Source organism: Rhodococcus sp. O3 (genome assembly GCF_048897285.1).
In the GTDB taxonomy this organism is placed as follows: Bacteria; Actinomycetota; Actinomycetes; order Mycobacteriales; family Mycobacteriaceae; genus Rhodococcus.
The window spans coordinates 1-15,678 of the sequence record NZ_JBMBTE010000064.1; the positions used below are offsets into that span (position 1 = coordinate 1).

Sequence of the window (15,678 nt, forward strand, 5' to 3'; positions counted from 1 at the left end):
GTGCGCGGCCGTCGGATCGACCGGTGCATCGGACGGATCGTCCACCGGGGCTTCGACGGCCTGGGCGAGCGCCGCGACGAACGCTTCGACGGCCTCGACGAGCCGGTTCAGTTGCGCTTCGGTGAGCTGTTCGTCGGCGGTGTCGCCGCCGTAGGCGCGGTGCGGGTCGTAGGCGTCGAGCCACGCCAGGATCGACGCCGGATCGTCCCACGACAGCGAACCCGACACGGCTGCACCGGGATTCGCCGACAGGTCACCGACGGTCGCGGTCGCTGCCCGGTCGACGTCGACGGTGTAGGTGACGCCGCGGCGTCCCGAATCGGCGCCGGTGTCGACGGACAGGTCCGCGTCCGCCGAGGTCATCGACACATCGTCGTCGTCCTTGTGCGGGTTGAACCCCTTGTCCGCCTCGGGGGTGTCGAACAGGTCACCGACCTCCGCGGCGCGTTCGTTGTACTCCGCGTAGCGGGCGAGTTGCTGTTCGTCGTCGATTTCCAGTGCGGCGGGCAGGGATTCCGCGAACTGCGCGCGCAGGGGTGGGCTGCCGTCGGAGACGGTGTCGGGGCCGGCGGTGAGGAACAGGGCGTCGAAGGCGCGGTCGAACCCGGCCTGCTCGTGGGCGTACTTCGCGCACACCGCCCGCAGCGCCGCGCGCAGGACGTCGCGGTCGCGGGCGCCGACGAGGCCGAGAACCCTTCGTATCTCGATGGTTTCGGCGGGCGATGCGGCGACCCCGTGGTGTCGCAGCAGTCGCGCGAACACGGCCGCGACCACGTCGAGGGGATACGCGGGGCGGCGGGCGTCGAGGTCGCTCACGCGCACGGTGTCACCGCCTTGCGCCGACACGGGCGGTGTCGCGCCCTCCCCCACCGCGACCGCGGAACACCGCGGTGGTGGTGTTCGCCGGCCGGGACGCGACCGTAACCCGTTCGGCCGGTGGCACGTCGGCGACCGGTTCGTCGGCGGGGTCCGGTGCGCCGTCGAGCCGGGTCCGGGCCAGGGTGACGTCACCGGTGTACTTGAGCAGCGCCGCGAGCAGGACGTCGCGCACGTGCCGGATCGAGCCGTCCCCGGCGTGCGCGCTCAGGACGGTGGCCGCGCGGGCGGCGTCGATGACCTCGGAGATGGACGGGCTCTTGCGCAGCGGCATCTCGCGGAGAGTGCGGGCGAATTCGACGACCTCCGCGGCGGTCGCGGCCGGCACTTCGGGGGCGCGGGCGGTGACGATCTCGCGTTCGCGTTCGGGCGTCGGATAGCCGACGTGGTAGTGCAGACAGCGGCGTTTGAGCGCGGCGGACAGTTCGCGGGTGTCGTTGGAGGTGAGGATCACCCAGGGCGCGGAGCGCGCCGTGAACGTGCCGACCTCGGGGATGGTGATCTGCCGTTCGGCGAGAATCTCGAGCAGCAGCGCTTCCATGGATTCCTCGGTGCGGTCGACCTCGTCGACGAGCAGAACCACCGGCTCGGGCGAGATCACGGCCTCGAGCAGCGGGCGGACGGCGAGGAAGCTCTCGGAGTACAGCCCGAAGTCCTGCTCGGCGAGGAAGCGGGAGGCGTCGGCGAGGTCCGGGTACGCGGCGAGCCGGTCACCGATGCGGTCGCGCAGCATCTGCACGTGCAGCAGCTGCTTGGCGTAGTCCCATTCGTACAGTGCACGGCTGTCGTCGAGGCCCTCGTAGCACTGCAGGCGCACGAGTTTGCGTCCGCCGGCTGCGGCGAGGGCCTTGGCGAGTTCGGTCTTGCCGACCCCGGCGGGTCCTTCCAGCAGCAACGGCCGGTCGAGGACGGTGGCCAGGTGCACGACGACCGCGAACTCGTCGTCGGCGATGTAGTCGTGGCGGCGCAGCGCGTCCTTCAGTGCGGCACTGTCGGCGAAGGCGGTCATCGGTACTCCTGTCGCGCGGTGAGAACGCGCCCGGGGCGGGGCAGGGGAACTCCGCCCCGGGCGCGAGATCGGTCGGTCCGTCGGACCGGTGGATGCAGGGTCAGTAGGACCGGTTGATGCAGTGGTCGACGACCGGGATCATCGACTCGACCGTCACCTCGCGCGGGTTGCCGGGCGTGCACCAGTCGCCCTGGATGTGCTCGGAGATGGCGCGCACGGTCTTCTCGTCGCCGCGGATCGTGTCGCCGCGACCCGCGTACTTCTTGGTGTTCATCTGGTTCTTCTCGTACGAGTCGGTGCGCACGGACCCGAAGTTGTCGGGGATCCCGACGTCCTTGGCGAGCCGGATCGCGGCCTCGACCGCGGCGTCGGCAGCCTGCACGGTGGTCATGTTGCGGGTGTCGACTCCCATCGCGGTCGCGATGCGGGCGTACTGCTCGTAACGGGAGGGCAGGTTGTACTCCCACACGCGGGGCAGCGCGATCGCGTTGTTGAGGCCGTGGTGGCTGTCGAAGAACGCGGAGACCGCGTGCGAGATCGAGTGCACGATGCCCAGGCCGCCGGAGTTGAACGCCTGCGCGGCGATGTACTGGGCGTTCATCATGCCTTCGCGGGCCTTGAGGTTGCGCGGCTCGAAGACGGCCTCGCGGAGGTTCTTCGCGACCAGCTCGATCGAGTAGAGCGCGTTGCCCAGCGACGGCGCGAAGTCCAGGCGCGAGACGTACGGCTCGGAGCCGTGGGCGAGGACGTCGAAGCCGCAGTAGGCGGTGAAGTGCTGGGGGCAGCTGTAGTACAGCAGCGGGTCGTCGATGGCGAGGGTGACGATGGTGGCCTCGTCGAAGCCGACCCACTTGTGCGGGTGGTCCATGTCGGAGGTGTCGGTGATGACGTACGCCCAGGACGTCTCCGAGCCGGTGCCGGCGGTCGTGGAGACGGCGATGTGCGGCGGGTTCTCCTTGTTCGTGGACTTCGCGAAGCCTTCGAACTCGTTGATGTTGCGGCCGTCGTGGGCGATGACGACGCGGGCGCCCTTGGCGGCGTCGTGGCTCGAGCCGCCGCCGACGGAGATGATCGAGTCGCACTTCTCCTGCTGGTAGAGGGCGGCTGCCTCCATGACGTTGTAGTCCTTGGGGTTGGACTCGACCTTGTCGTAGAGGACGACCTCGACACCCTGGTATTCGATCTTGCCGATCAGTTCCTCGATGATGCCGGAGCCGCGCAGACCCGTCGTCATCAGCAGGGCCCGCTTGAATCCGAGGTTCTTGGCTTCGACACCGATGATGTCGTGTGCGCCGACACCCATCAGTGCGCGCGGGAAGGGATGGAACTCCTTGATCGGGAAGTCCCAGATCTGATTGAGCTCGATGGCCATCGTGTCTCTCCTCGGTCGCCGGTGGCTCACGGTTTGTGACCCACATCTCATCCGGGGTCCACCGTGGCCGACGCCCGCCCGCCGGTGAAGAGCTACCGGTCGGAACCGTCCGGTTTGCGCGCCGAAGCCGTCCGGTCGAGTGCGGCCACCTGCCCGGTCGGGCAGGGTGGATGTCCCGCCGACCGGGATGCGGCGACGTCGAGGCCACGGGGTGCCCGGTACCGTTTCCTTGTCGCCCGATCCGGCTGCTACCCTTGAACTAGAACACGTTCTATATTGGTTTCGGCAGGGTGGGCGGCGACCGCACCACATGTTCAAGGCCCGGCTGTTCCGAGGCCCAGCTGTTCGAAAGCGCAGCCTGCACGACGAGAGGACGAAACACCCCATGACGACAGTCGAGGTGCCGCACGGCTCACGATCGGTGATTCTCACCGTCTCAGCCGTCATCGAGGAGACGTCCGACGCACGCTCGCTGGTCTTCGACGTACCCGCCGACCTGCGGGACAAGTTCGCGTACAAGCCCGGGCAGTTCCTCACCCTGCGCATCCCGAGCGACCTCACCGGCTCGGTGGCACGCTGCTACTCGCTCGCGAGCTCACCGTTCACCGACGACTCCCCCAAGGTCACCGTCAAGCGCACCGTCGACGGCTACGGCTCCAACTGGCTGTGCGACAAGATCTCCGCAGGCGACCGCATCGAGGTGCTCCCGCCGTCCGGCGTGTTCACCCCGAAGTCGCTCGACCAGGACTTCCTGTTGTTCGGCGCCGGCAGCGGCATCACCCCGGTCATCTCGATCCTCAAGTCGGCGCTGACCCAGGGCAGCGGCCGCGTCGTGCTCGTCTACGCCAACCGCGACGAGTCGTCGGTCATCTTCGCCGAGGAGCTGCGCGCCCTCGCCGACAAGTACCCGACGCGCCTGACCGTCGTGCACTGGCTCGAATCCGTGCAGGGCCTGCCCACGGCCGACCAGCTCGCCACGCTCGCCGACCCGTACACCGGATACGAGGCGTTCATGTGCGGCCCCGGCCCGTTCATGGACACCGTGCACGCCGCGCTGCACGCCGCGGGCATGGAGCGCAGCCGGGTCCACGCCGAGGTGTTCAACTCGCTCGCCGGCGATCCGTTCGCCGACGCCGCGCCCGTCGAGGTCAGCGACGAGGAAGCCGCCGACGCCGCGACCGTCGAGGTCGAGCTCGACGGCGAGACCCACACCCTGTCGTGGCCGCGCAAGCAGACGCTCGTCGACATCATGCTCGCGAAGGGCATCGACGTGCCCTACTCGTGCCAGGAAGGCGAATGCGGGTCGTGCGCGTGCACCGTCCTCGAGGGCGAGGTGGAGATGGAGCACTGCGACATCCTCGACCCGGAGGACATCGAGTCCGGCTACATCCTGGGCTGCCAGGCCAAGCCGGTCAGCGACAACCTCAAGATCCAGTTCTGAGTTTCGAAGCGCCGCTCCGGCGTGCGCGACCGCGTACGCCGGCTCAGCGCAGTGCCCGCAGCCGTGCCCGTTCGGCCGGCTCGAGGTGCTCGGTCGCGTAGCTCAGCGCGGTGCGGCCCATCGCCGCGGCGTGGACGTCGAGGAAACTCACCAGCAACGCACGGTCGACGCGTTTGCCGACCTCTCGCAACATCCACCCGGCTGCCTTCTGGATCAGGTCCCGACGGTCGTCGAGGACCCGCGCGACCAGCGTCAGCGTCGGTTCCGCCTCCCCCACCTTGATGCACGCGAAGGTCGCGAGCAGCCCGGTCCGGCGGCGCCACAGGTCCGGGTCGTCGACGAGTTCGGTGAGCAGCGCGGCCCGGTCGGGATGCTCGCGTACCCATTCGCCGACGATGCGATCCGCCGACGAGTCGACCAGGTCCCAGTTGTTCACGCGACCGCAGTTCAGTGCGTCGAGGTAGCACTCGACGATCCGGTCCCGGGCGTCGCGGTCGCGCGCGAACCGGTCGGCGAGGATCAGCAGTCCCGCCAGGCGGTGTTCGTGGATCGGGCTGTCGAGCAGAGCCCGCGCCTCGGTGATCGGCAACGCCCGGAAGCGGCGGACGACCGCCCGTGTCTGCGGGACCCGCAGCCCGACGAACTCGTCGCCCTCCCCGTACTCGCCCGGGCCGGTCTTGAAGAACCGGCGCAGTTGCGCGGCCGCGGCCGGGTCGGCCAGGGCGTCGAGTGCGGCCCGCACGTCCCCCGCGCTCGTCTCATCGGTCACGGCTGACGAGAGTACGACGTCCGCGCGCCGGCGAGCCCCCCGATCGGCCGCACGCCTCGGAATTCGCTCACCCTGCAGCATGGGCGGACTCCGGATCGTGCGGCGAATCGACCCCGGATCAGGGCCGTGGTCACGCCCGCCGACCGCCAGATGACGATCCGGCAAAAAGACGCCCTGAACTGGAAAGCAGCGTTACCGCACCGCAACCGTGGAACATCTTGACCGACCGGTCGATCAGACCTATACCGAAAGACGGAAGGACACACTCTCACGAGGAGGCTCACCATGTTCTCCGACAGCCGGCTGCAGGACTATGTGGCCGTGGTTCTGGGCGTCTTCGCCGCCCTGTCGCCGTTGTGGCTCGACACCAACGACGCGGCCATGTGGTCGCTGATCGTCCTCGGTGTGCTGGTCGCATTGTGCGGCATTGCGCAGATCGCACGGCCGACGATGGCCGCGATCGACTACGCAATGGGCGTCTTCGGTGTGCTGATGTTCCTGTCCCCTTGGGTCTTGGGATACACCGAGTACACGGGCGCCTCGTGGACCGCGTGGATCGTCGGTGTTCTCACCGTCGTCGTCGCCGTCGCGGCCCTGCCTGTCATGAACGCTCGCATGCACGGAGGCGGACTGGCGACCCATCACTGATCCGCACCTGATACCGGGACCCGGGGCGAGCGGCCGACGTGCCCTCGCCCCCTCTCGGATCACCGAAGGTGGTGCGCAGGTGAGTACACACATTCCCCGGCGAGGCCGGCGCCGCACGCAACAGGACGGCGAGGCCCGCACCCGCATCCTCGATGCCGCCGAAAAGCTGTTCGCGACCCACGGTTTCGACGCAACCGCCACCGCGTCCATCGCCGCGGCGGCAGACGTGCCGAAAGGCCTGATCTTCTACTACTTCCCGACCAAGGAGGCCATTCTCGAAACACTCGTCGCCGAACGAATGCCGACCGAACCCATCGACGACGTGAACGCACTCGTCGAACCCGGCGATCCGGCCGCCAGCCTCGTGAACCTCGACACCGCGCTGAACCTGCGCGACCACCGGTCGTCGGTGCTCCGGGTGATCATCTGGCGCGAGGCCGACACCCATCCTGACATCCGGTCCCACCTGTACCGGCTGCGCTCGCACCTGCACGACATCACCGTGCGCCTGCTGCAGGCCAGCGCCCCCGGCCCGGTGCAGCCGGGCACCCTGCGGGCCTGCGCGACCGCGTGGGTGTCGGCGATGTTCTCGGCGGCGAGCACCGACCGGTGGCTCGACCTCGACGGGCTGCCCCGCAACCGCGAGGACCTGCGTACCGTGGCGCGGGTCATCGCAGCCGGGATGACCGGAATGGGGAAGCTCTCGTTCGGATGAGCGGTCAGCCGACGGCGTCACCGGCGGGTGCGAGCAGGATCTGCCCGGCTTCGAAGGCCCGGGCCCCCGCCGGCAACGCTCCCGGTTCACCGCTGAGGAACACCTCGACGCGGCCCGATCCGCGATCCTCACGGCCGAGCGCATCGATGCGGCGCAGGGTCTGGCGGGCGACGGCCTCGGCGCTGTCGAACAACCGCACACCGGCAGGCAGCTGCGCCGCGATCGAGTCGGCGACCAGCGGATAGTGCGTGCAACCGAGCACGACTCCGCTGACGTCCGCCGGCGTCCGCTCCACCGCGGAGGCGATGGCCGCCGCGGCTCCGGCCCGGTCGCCGCGGTCGATCGCGTCGGCCAGGCCGTGACACGCGACGCCGACGACTTCGCTGCCGTTCGCGAACTGCGCGATGAGATCGGCCTGATAGCTGCTGGCGGTGGTCGCGGCGGTCGCCCAGATCGCCACCGAGTCGCACACCGCCGCGGCCGGTTTGATCGCCGGGACCGTACCGACCACGGGAACGCCGTCGCCGAGGTCGCGGCGGACCTCGTCGAGGGCGGTGACCGAGGCGGTGTTGCACGGCAGCACCACCACGTCGGCGCCGCGCCGGACCGCGCGCCGCGCGGTCGTGACGACCCGCTCGATCACCCAGTCCCGCGGCTTCGGACCCCACGGCGCTCCGGCCGGATCCATCGACAGCATCAGATCCAGGTCGGGCCGCAATCGACGCAGCCACGCCGAGGTCGGCAGCAAACCGAATCCCGAGTCGATGAGCGCAACGATCACCGTACGAATTTAGCGCGCGACGCCGAGGCGGCCGGCAGGACGTGCCCGATCACGACGTCGGTGCGAGCATCTCCTCGATCGGCGCGCCTGCCGCGATCTTCACGCGCGTCTTCATCACCCGGGCCGGCAGACCACCACCGACGACACCGACCAGACGGCCGTCCCGCTCGTAGTAGACGAGGAACTTGCGGCCGTCGTCGTGCACCACGTGCACGGTGTCCCGGGCCGACATCGCGCCCAGACCCTGGATCTTCACGTCGTACTGGTCGCTCCAGAAGTACGGGACCTGAGCGGCCCGGTCACCGTCGGCACCGAGCAGCGCCTTCGCGAGCACGGCGGCCTGCTCGCCCGCGCTCGTCCAGTGCTCGACCCGCTTGCGGCCGCCGTCGGGCAGCTGCCACGACGCGACGTCGCCGACCGCCCACACGTGATCGGCGGAGGCGCGACCCACGGTGTCACAGACCACGCCGTTGTCGACGGTCACGCCGGAACCGTCCAGCCACTCGGTGACCGGGACCGATCCGATACCGAGGACCACCAGGTCCACCGCGATCTCGGTGCCGTCCCCGAGGACCGCGCCGGTGACCCGGTCCTCGCCGCGCAGTTCGGTGAGCCCGACCCCGGAGCGCACGTCCACACCCTCGGCGGTGTGCAGGCGCTCGACGAACCCGCCGACCTCGGTACCGAGCACCGACGCGAGCGGGGTGGGCTGCGGCTCGACGAGTACGACGTCCATGCCGCACGCCCGCAGGCTCGCCGCGACCTCGCAGCCGATGAAGCCGGCGCCGACGATCAACGCCTTGCCACCGGGGCGGATGTCGGCGCGCAGGCCGACGCTGTCCTCGACGGACCGCAGCACGTGCACTCCGGCAAGCTCGGGCAGGCCGGGGATGCGGCGGGGACGCAGGCCCGTGGCGACGACCAGTTCGTCGTAGCCGAGGGAGGTGCCGTCGGCCAGCGCGACCGTGCGCGCGGCAGCGTCGAGCGATTCCACCGCGACGCCGAGTCGCAGATCGATGCGCTGCTCGTCGAAGAACTCACGCGGCCGCAGCGTGGTGTCCTCACGTTCGCCGCGGATCACGTCCTTCGACAGCGGCGGGCGGTCGTAGGGCAGGTGCGGCTCCGCACCGACCAGGACGATCTCGCCGTCGAACCCGGCCCGCCGCAGCTCCTCGGCGGTCCGGACTCCGGCCAGACCGGCGCCGACGACGACGACCCTCCCCGCCCCGCCCTCGGTCACATCATCAGTCGACACGTCTTCATCCTTCGATAGTGGTGACGCCGGTCACCCCCGATACCGTTCGACTTTTCTACCAAACGGTGATCACGGGCGACAGTCCTACGCATCGGCAACCGGTCCGGGAAACACCGCCCCACGCGCGTCCCATCCGGTCGCGGGAGTCACTAGAGTCGAGGACAACGTGCAGACAACGGAGTCGACCACGGACACACCGGCAGCGCTTCCGAGGAGTCCTTCATGACCAGCGACAGCGGCGCAGGAATCAGCCGCGTACAGTTCGGCGCCGGCGTCTCGCCCGGCCCCGTCGACACGCAGGGCCGCACGATCATCGCCGACGCCGTCGTCGCCAAGATCGCCGGCATCGCTACCCGCGAGATCAGCGGCGTGTTCGACGTCGGCGCCGGCACCACCCGCGTCGTGGGTGCGCTGCGCGACCGGATCCCCGGCGCGCGCATCAACCACGGCCAGGGTGTCGCCGTGGAGGTCGGTGAGAAGCAGGCCGCGATCGACATCGGCATCATCGCCGAATACGGCGTGGCACTGCACGAACTCGCGGTCGCCATCCGGCACAACGTGATCGGCGCGGTCGAACGGATGACCGGCCTCGAAGTCACCGAGGTCAACATCACCGTGTTCGACGTCGTGCTGCACGACGAAGCCGCCGGTCTCGTCGACGACACCAAGCCGCGAGTGCAGTGACGATCGCCGGGACGCCGCCCACGGCGGAACTTGCCGAACGCGTCGCCGAGGCCGCGCTCGCGGTTCCCGGTGTCGCCGGACTGCACGGTGGCGTCTTCGGTGAGATCGCGACCTATCTGCCCGGCCGGCGCATCGAGGGCATCCGGATCGGCGCCGACCTGTGCGCAGTGCACATCGTGGCCCGTTATCCGGCGGATCTGCCCGCGGTCGCCGGAGCGGTGCACGCGCGGATCGCCCCGATGGTCGCGGTGCCGGTGCAGGTGACGATCGAGGATCTGCAGACCGACGAGCACACAGAGCCCTACGAGCGCACAGAGGCGGCACCGTGAACCACACGCCCATCAACAACACCGTCATCGGTCTCCTCGCCGGACTGCTGCTGGCCATCGCGGGCATCCTCGGCGGCTTCAGCGGACTGCTGTTCGCGGTACTGCTCGGCGCCCTCGGCATGGCGATCGGCGCACACCGCGACGGCCTGCTCGACCTCGGGGCCCTGCTCAGGAGCCGGGGTCGTGGCTGAGCAGCACACGCAGACCGAAGAGCACCCGCAGACCGCGGCCGAGCCGCACACACAAACCGAGCCCGCATCGGAGGACACCCGCGGTCACCGCGGTTCGCTCGTCGTCAAGGACCGCGCGGTCGCGCGGATCGCCACGGCCGCAGCGCTGCAGGTTCCCGGTGTGGTCCGGCGCAGCAGCGGTCTGAGCCTCCTCACCGGCCGTGAACTGCCCCGCGCCGACGTGACCACGGGCGGCAACGCCGTCGCCGTCAACCTGTACGTCGCCGCCGAATGGCCGTACGACGCGGCGATGCTCACCCGCCGCGTGCACGATTCCGTGGAACGGCAGCTGCGCGAGCTCACCGGGCTGTCCGTCCACGAACTGAACGTGGTCGTCGCCGCCACTGCCGTCCCCGAGGAGGACGCGGACAGCGACGCGGCGATTCCCGTCGAGTACCTCGAATCGGACATCGTCGCCGGCCGCACGGAACCGCGCACCCCCGTTCCCGTCGTCGCCCCCCTGCCGCCGCTCGCCTACCCGGCCGCTGCTCCCGCGGCGGCGCTCATCGCCGTCGCGGCGCTGATCCTGGCGTTCACCGCCGCGCGGGAGCTGCTCATCGTGCGGGGCACCTACGGCGGCGCTCCGTGGCTGCGGAACTCCTTCGAGTGGTTCGGGCGGCTGCACTGGGAGCCGTGGATCCCCGTGGCCGCCGCCGCGTGCGTCGCCGTCGGGGTCGTGCTGCTCGCGGTCGCCTGTAAACCGCGGCGACGCACCCACCTGCCGTTGCAGGTCGCCGGGCCGGTCGCGACGGTGTGGATGCGGCGCACCGACCTGGCCCGGATGTGCAGTGCGCACGCGTCGTCCCTGAGCGGGGTGGCGGCCGCCCGCACCGTCGTCGACCGGCGCCGCGCCGTCGTCCGGATCACCGTGGAGGACGAAACCCCGGTCGCCGATCTCACCGCCGCGGTCCGGGCCGCGGTGGAACCGAACCTGGCCCTGCTCGCGGAGCCGATCCCCCTCGTCGTGAAGGTGAACCGGTGAAACTGCGCACCGTCCTGGTCAATCGGTTCGTGACGTTCGCCGTCGGACTCGCGCTGCTCGGTCTGGGGGCGTTCGCGCTGGCGTGGGTGGGCCGGGTGCCGTTCACCCGCGACTCCCTCGCGCGGCTCGACCGGCCCCGCGTCATCGACGTGCCCGACCAGCCGTGGTGGACGGCGGCGCTGTGGGGCGCGGTCGTGGTGGGCCTGACCGTCGGAATCGTGCTGCTCGTGGTGAACCTGTCGCGGCGCCGCACCTCCACCGTGCAGCTCTACGACCAGGTCACGGACGCGACTCTCGGCGTCGAACTCGGACCCGTCGCCGACGGGGTCGCCGCCGAGCTCGCGTCGCTGCCGGGGGTGCGGTCGGTGCGGAGCCGAGCGGTCGTCGAGCGGCATCTGCCGACCCTGTCGGTGACGGTGCACGCCGACCCGAACATCGACGTCGCCGAGTTCACCGCGAGCGCCGAGGACACCGCGCAGCGTGCGGCCCGGGCACTCGGCGGGGCGCGGGTGGCCACCCAGGTGCTGCTGCACCTGGACCCCGCCACCGAAATCCGTTAGAAGACCGCGTCCGTCAGAACATCACCCCGGCGAACGGCGCCTCCGCGGTCGCGAACAGCCGCTCGAGCTGCGGCAGAGCCGAGTCGTCGTGCACGCGGACCAGTCCGGCACGGTCGAGCTGCTGCCATCGGGTTCCGCCGAGCAGCGCCGCAGCGAGCGTCGCGACCTCCACCTCCACCTGCGGTGCGCTGTCCGTGCGGCCGCTTCCGGTCGCGCCGATCCGATAGGTGCCGGTGTTCTCCGGCAGCAGCTCGTCGACGACCCCGACCCGCACCACGGCGTCCCCGTCGAACACCCGGCGATCCAGCGCGGCGGATACGTCCAGGATCCGCAGCCACGTCTCGTCGTCCGCGCTGCGCAGCCGCACCGCGCGCCGGTCGGTCAGCAGCCACGGCAGCGGATCGTCCTCCGGCACGGCGGCGAACACGAGGATGTCGACCAGATCGAGCGCGAGCAGGAACCGGAGCAGTCCCAGGTAGGCGGCGCGGGTCGGGGCGTAGAAGTCGTCGACGACGACGGTGCGGTCGCGGCCGCCGAACCAGCGGTCGGTGCCGATCGGCCGGTACCGGACGAATCCGTCCTCGGAACCCGGATCACCGTGGACAGCAACATAATTCGGTCCACGACCGGACTGTGCCATCAACTCGCGACCGCGCCACCACAGCGGGATGCGGTCGATGGTGCCGGGTCGGGCCGACGGGTGCTCGTCGACGATCCGCGGCAGCACATTCCACACCGCACCCGGCTCGAGCAGCCGCACCGGTCCTCCCCCGGCCACCGACGGGAGCAGTCGTGCTCGCCGCACGTCCAGCTCGAGGGTGTGCGACGTGCTCGCCACCCCGTACCCGAAGCGGCCGTAGATGGTCGCCTCGGAGGCGCGCAGGGTCGCGACCACCTCACCGCGGTCGCGGGCGTCGCGCAACTGGTGACGCATCAGCGCGGTGAGCACCCCGCGCCGGGTGTGGGTGGGCAGTACCCCGACGTGGGTGACCGCGGCGTGCGCCACCGTCCGGCCACCGGGCAGGATCAGGCCGCTGGTCGCCGAATCCGCGGTCCCGACCATGACGCCGTCGACGAATGCGCCGAGCGTGCGACCCGGTTCGAGCAGTTCCCGGATCTGTCCCGGCTCGTACGGGGGTGGGGCGGGCAGGCCGACCATGGCGGTGCGGAACAGGTTCGACGATTCGATGAGATCGGGTTCGGTGTCGAGGACGCGAATCTCGGGCATGGCGGCAGCCTACGGACCGCTCATCCCCATACGGCCATCACCGTGCATGCGGCGGCGACCATCACCACCGTCACGAGATCCCCGATCCCCCAGTGCGGCCGGGTCCGCACCACCGTCCGCTGCCCCCGGACCGCCAGTGCGTCGCCGAGGTCGCGGACCTGACGCAGCGACACCGACACGACGGCTCCGACGGCGTCGACGACCTGGTGCCACAGCCCGCGCGGGGTCGGCACACCGGGACGGCCGCGCAGCGCACGGGCCGCGAAGACCATGCGCAACTCCTCCCGGATGGACGGCAGCACGCGCAGCGCGAGGGTGCAGGTGGTCACCCATTCGTCGACCGGGCACCGCAGCAGCCGCAGCGGCGCGAACAGCACCGGGAGGGTGTCGACGATGTCACCGAGCCGGGTCGTCCACCCGACCAGCGAGGCGCAGACCAACAGCGCCAGACCCACCAGCACCGATCGCACGTACGGGTCGAGGCCCCCGCCGACCGAGCTGAGCACGGCGAAGAACCCGAGGGACGCGAACACCCACCACGGGACGGTGGGCACCGCGCCGCGCGGGATCCGCGCCACGACGATCGCCGTCGCGAGGACGACGGCCAGCACCAGCAGGCTGGTCCACGACGGCACGAGCGCGACCGTCACCGCCAGCGCGGAGGCGGCGAGGAGTTTGGTACCGGCCCACAGCCGGTGCACGGGCGTTTCGCGCGGCACCGGGCGCAGCAGGATCAGGGGACGCCGGGTACTCCGGTTCGTGCTTCTCGCGCCGGTGCGTCTCATGCCGCCACCGTCCGGTCGTCGACGATCGTGCCTGCATCGAGCACCACGGTTCGCGAGCACACCGCTTCCATGCCGTGCAGGTCGTGGGAGATGACCACGATCGTCATGTGCTCGGTCTCGCGCAGGTACCCGAGGAGTCCGACGAGGTCGTGGCGGCCGGCGTCGTCGAGCCCGGCGAGCGGTTCGTCGAGCACCAGCACGCGCGGGGCGCGGGTGAGTTGTGCGGCGATCGCGACGCGCCGCATCTCGCCGCCGCTGAGCCTGTCGACGGCACGGTCCACCAGGTGCGTGCCCAGACCGACGCGTTGCAGCACCGCGGCCACGTACGGGCGGTCGATGTAGCCGAGTCCGGCGACGTCGCAGATCTCTTCGGCGACGGTGGGTCGCTGCAACTGCAGTCGCGCCTGCTGGAACACCAGTCCGATGTCGCCGCGCAGGTCGGCGGTCGGGGTGCCGTTCAGCGTGCAGGTGCCGGACGTGGGCCGGTGCAGTCCGGCCAGCACCCAGGCGAGGGTCGATTTGCCGGAGCCGTTCGCACCTACCACGAGCACTCCCTCGCCGCGGCCGACCGTCAGCGTCACGTTCCGCAGCGCGGTGTGCGCCCAGGGGGTGCGGGCGGCGTAGGTGTGGGTGACGTCGCGGAGTTCGAGGATCGGGTCGACGACGGCCGGTGGGGTCGCCACCGTCACGGTCCGGGCGGTCCGCGCTGGCGCGGGAACGAGTCGCCCGCGGTCGAGGTGGACGACGCGACGAGCCGTGGCCGCTTCTCCCTCGACGTGGGTGACGAGCACGACGGCCGTGCCGTCGCGGGCGATGCCGGCGAGCAGGTCGAGCAGGGCGCCGCGGCTCGCGTCGTCGACCATCGCGGTGATCTCGTCGGCGATCAGCAGGGCCGGGCGGCGGGCGAGCGCACCGGCGAGCGTCAGCCGCTGCAACTGCCCGCCGGACAGGTCCTCGGTGGGGCGGTCCGCGAGCCCACCCAGCCCGACCCTCTCGAGCAGTGTGTCGACGTCGAGGGTGCCGTCGGCATCGTCGAGTCCCCAGCGCACGTCCTCGGCGACCGTACGGCCGAGGATCTGGGATTCCGGGTGCTGGAAGACCAGTGCCGTGCCGCCCGGGGCACCGAGACCGACGTGGCCGGGACGGTCGACGAGACCGGTCGTCGGATCGAGACCGGCGAGGATCCGCGCGAGGGTGGACTTGCCCGAGCCGTTGGCACCGACCACCGCGACGAAGTCACCGGCGGTGATCGTCAGGTCGATGTCGGTGAGCGCGTCGGTGGTGGCTCCCGGGTAGCGGTAGGTGACCGACCGCAGGTGCACGGGTAGCGGTGCCGGTTCCGCCACGGCCGTGGCCGGCCATTCGGTGGGCGGGCTGCCCCACCGCGTGCGCAGCGCGACCGTGCGGAAGACCCCGAAGCTGAGCAGTGCGCTGCCGACGATGCCGACGACCGTGGCACCCCCGATCCACAGCCACCAGTACTCGACGAGGAAATCGGCGGTGCGGGTGAAGGCGTCGACGAATGCCTGTCCCGCACCGGCTGCCTGGAATGCCCGCAGGGCGCCCTGCAGCGATGCGGCGAGAGAGTCGAGCAGCAGGATCCGGGTCCGTTCGAACAACAGCAGCATCCCGACGGTGAATCCGGCGAGGGCGAGCCCCAGGGGGATCGACCCGGCGAACACCACGAAGACCGCGTTCCTGCCCCATCGGCGTTCGGCATAGCCGACGAGGATTCCCACGCCGACGAGAACGAGCAACATCACGACCCCGAACGGGCCGCCGGCGATCAGGGCGACGACGCTCGCCGCAACGGTCGCTGCGATCGCGGACCGCATCCGGTTTCCGGCTGCGAGGAACGCGATCGGCAGAGTGATGAGAACCTGCGCGGCTCCGATCGGGATGAACCCGGTGACGACGGTGACGACGGCGGTCAGTGCTCCGAACACCGCCGCGGCCGCGATCTCGAACGGCCGCAGCGGGCCCCTTGCTGTCGTGGTTCCGGCGCGCACCGCTC

Annotated in this window: 16 protein-coding genes and 1 pseudogene; 8 read left to right on the plus strand and 9 right to left on the minus strand. The window is 70.6% G+C overall.

The features are described 5' to 3' along the window. The 3 genes and pseudogenes from ACN675_RS17940 to mdo form a co-directional block, all read right to left on the minus strand. A pseudogene (locus ACN675_RS17940) lies at nt 1-822 on the minus strand (hypothetical protein); the annotation flags it as partial. A 4-nt stretch (nt 823-826) separates the two neighbouring features. After that, nucleotides 827-1,885, minus strand: a complete 1,059-nt coding sequence (locus tag ACN675_RS17945; RefSeq protein WP_420752124.1) for a MadB family AAA-type ATPase — start codon at nt 1,883-1,885, stop codon at nt 827-829. Nucleotides 1,886-1,985: 100 nt separating this feature from the next. Beyond that, entirely contained in the window at nt 1,986-3,257 is a 1,272-nt protein-coding gene (gene mdo, locus ACN675_RS17950; protein ID WP_420752125.1) for an NDMA-dependent methanol dehydrogenase, read from the minus strand. Nucleotides 3,258-3,642: 385 nt separating this feature from the next. Here mdo and ACN675_RS17955 point away from each other — a divergent pair, with 385 nt between their 5' ends. Continuing rightward, a complete protein-coding gene (locus ACN675_RS17955) occupies nt 3,643-4,698 on the plus strand; it encodes a 2Fe-2S iron-sulfur cluster-binding protein (protein WP_420752126.1) in 1,056 nt (351 codons plus the stop codon). A gap of 43 nt (nt 4,699-4,741) precedes the next feature. Here ACN675_RS17955 and ACN675_RS17960 read toward each other — a convergent pair whose 3' ends face one another. Next, a complete protein-coding gene (locus ACN675_RS17960; RefSeq protein WP_420752127.1) occupies nt 4,742-5,467 on the minus strand; it encodes a DNA alkylation repair protein in 726 nt (241 codons plus the stop codon). Nucleotides 5,468-5,752: 285 nt separating this feature from the next. On the opposite strand from ACN675_RS17960, the gene ACN675_RS17965 reads away from it, so the two are divergent. Next, nucleotides 5,753-6,115 carry an SPW repeat domain-containing protein gene (locus ACN675_RS17965; protein WP_197257255.1) on the plus strand — a complete coding sequence of 121 codons (363 nt, stop codon included), beginning with the start codon at nt 5,753-5,755 and terminating at the stop codon, nt 6,113-6,115. Between the two features lie 79 nt (nt 6,116-6,194). Continuing rightward, nucleotides 6,195-6,830 carry a TetR/AcrR family transcriptional regulator gene (locus tag ACN675_RS17970; protein WP_420752128.1) on the plus strand — a complete coding sequence of 212 codons (636 nt, stop codon included), beginning with the start codon at nt 6,195-6,197 and terminating at the stop codon, nt 6,828-6,830. Nucleotides 6,831-6,834: 4 nt separating this feature from the next. Here the strand turns inward: ACN675_RS17970 and ACN675_RS17975 are convergent, their stop codons facing one another. Both ACN675_RS17975 and ACN675_RS17980 read right to left on the minus strand, forming a co-directional pair. After that, the gene (locus ACN675_RS17975) at nt 6,835-7,611 is read right to left on the minus strand and encodes a glutamate racemase (protein WP_420752129.1); all 777 of its coding nucleotides are present in this window, start codon (nt 7,609-7,611) and stop codon (nt 6,835-6,837) included. Between the two features lie 49 nt (nt 7,612-7,660). Then, nucleotides 7,661-8,866: an NAD(P)/FAD-dependent oxidoreductase gene (locus ACN675_RS17980; RefSeq protein ID WP_420752130.1), complete on the minus strand. Its 1,206-nt coding sequence runs from the start codon at nt 8,864-8,866 to the stop codon at nt 7,661-7,663. Between the two features lie 222 nt (nt 8,867-9,088). Between ACN675_RS17980 and ACN675_RS17985 the strand changes: the two genes are divergently transcribed. From ACN675_RS17985 to ACN675_RS18005, 5 genes are read left to right on the plus strand one after another with little or no spacing between them, the layout of a single operon-like run. Then, on the plus strand, nt 9,089-9,550 hold the full coding sequence (locus tag ACN675_RS17985) for an Asp23/Gls24 family envelope stress response protein (protein WP_420752131.1): 462 nt from the start codon (nt 9,089-9,091) through the stop codon (nt 9,548-9,550). 2 nt (nt 9,551-9,552) lie between these two features. Beyond that, nucleotides 9,553-9,879: a hypothetical protein gene (locus ACN675_RS17990; protein WP_420752151.1), complete on the plus strand. Its 327-nt coding sequence runs from the start codon at nt 9,553-9,555 to the stop codon at nt 9,877-9,879. Nucleotides 9,880-9,890: 11 nt separating this feature from the next. Beyond that, the gene (locus tag ACN675_RS17995) at nt 9,891-10,070 is read left to right on the plus strand and encodes a DUF2273 domain-containing protein (RefSeq protein WP_072814089.1); all 180 of its coding nucleotides are present in this window, start codon (nt 9,891-9,893) and stop codon (nt 10,068-10,070) included. Next, on the plus strand, nt 10,063-11,091 hold the full coding sequence (locus tag ACN675_RS18000; RefSeq protein ID WP_420752132.1) for an Asp23/Gls24 family envelope stress response protein: 1,029 nt from the start codon (nt 10,063-10,065) through the stop codon (nt 11,089-11,091). Before ACN675_RS17995 ends, ACN675_RS18000 begins: the two co-directional genes overlap by 8 nt. Further along, on the plus strand, nt 11,088-11,651 hold the full coding sequence (locus tag ACN675_RS18005) for a hypothetical protein (RefSeq protein ID WP_420752133.1): 564 nt from the start codon (nt 11,088-11,090) through the stop codon (nt 11,649-11,651). Before ACN675_RS18000 ends, ACN675_RS18005 begins: the two co-directional genes overlap by 4 nt. A gap of 13 nt (nt 11,652-11,664) precedes the next feature. On the opposite strand, the gene ACN675_RS18010 is transcribed toward ACN675_RS18005, so the two are convergent. The 3 genes from ACN675_RS18010 to ACN675_RS18020 are packed head-to-tail and all read right to left on the minus strand — an operon-like array spanning nt 11,665 to nt 15,673. Next, the gene (locus tag ACN675_RS18010) at nt 11,665-12,879 is read right to left on the minus strand and encodes a GNAT family N-acetyltransferase (RefSeq protein ID WP_420752134.1); all 1,215 of its coding nucleotides are present in this window, start codon (nt 12,877-12,879) and stop codon (nt 11,665-11,667) included. A 20-nt stretch (nt 12,880-12,899) separates the two neighbouring features. Next, nucleotides 12,900-13,664 carry an energy-coupling factor transporter transmembrane component T family protein gene (locus ACN675_RS18015; protein WP_420752135.1) on the minus strand — a complete coding sequence of 255 codons (765 nt, stop codon included), beginning with the start codon at nt 13,662-13,664 and terminating at the stop codon, nt 12,900-12,902. After that, nucleotides 13,661-15,673, minus strand: a complete 2,013-nt coding sequence (locus ACN675_RS18020; RefSeq protein ID WP_420752136.1) for an ABC transporter ATP-binding protein — start codon at nt 15,671-15,673, stop codon at nt 13,661-13,663. Before ACN675_RS18020 ends, ACN675_RS18015 begins: the two co-directional genes overlap by 4 nt. Between the last annotated feature and the right edge of the window lie 5 nt (nt 15,674-15,678).

What these genes read in the sequence shown, in the direction of transcription:
- ACN675_RS17945 (WP_420752124.1), bottom strand. Translation starts at nt 1,885, where the DNA reads ATGACCGCCTTCGCCGACAGTGCCGCACTGAAGGACGCGCTGCGCCGC.
- mdo (WP_420752125.1), bottom strand. Translation starts at nt 3,257, where the DNA reads ATGGCCATCGAGCTCAATCAGATCTGGGACTTCCCGATCAAGGAGTTC.
- ACN675_RS17955 (WP_420752126.1), top strand. Translation starts at nt 3,643, where the DNA reads ATGACGACAGTCGAGGTGCCGCACGGCTCACGATCGGTGATTCTCACC.
- ACN675_RS17965 (WP_197257255.1), top strand. Translation starts at nt 5,753, where the DNA reads ATGTTCTCCGACAGCCGGCTGCAGGACTATGTGGCCGTGGTTCTGGGC.
- ACN675_RS17985 (WP_420752131.1), top strand. Translation starts at nt 9,089, where the DNA reads ATGACCAGCGACAGCGGCGCAGGAATCAGCCGCGTACAGTTCGGCGCC.
- ACN675_RS18010 (WP_420752134.1), bottom strand. Translation starts at nt 12,879, where the DNA reads ATGCCCGAGATTCGCGTCCTCGACACCGAACCCGATCTCATCGAATCG.
- ACN675_RS18015 (WP_420752135.1), bottom strand. Translation starts at nt 13,664, where the DNA reads ATGAGACGCACCGGCGCGAGAAGCACGAACCGGAGTACCCGGCGTCCC.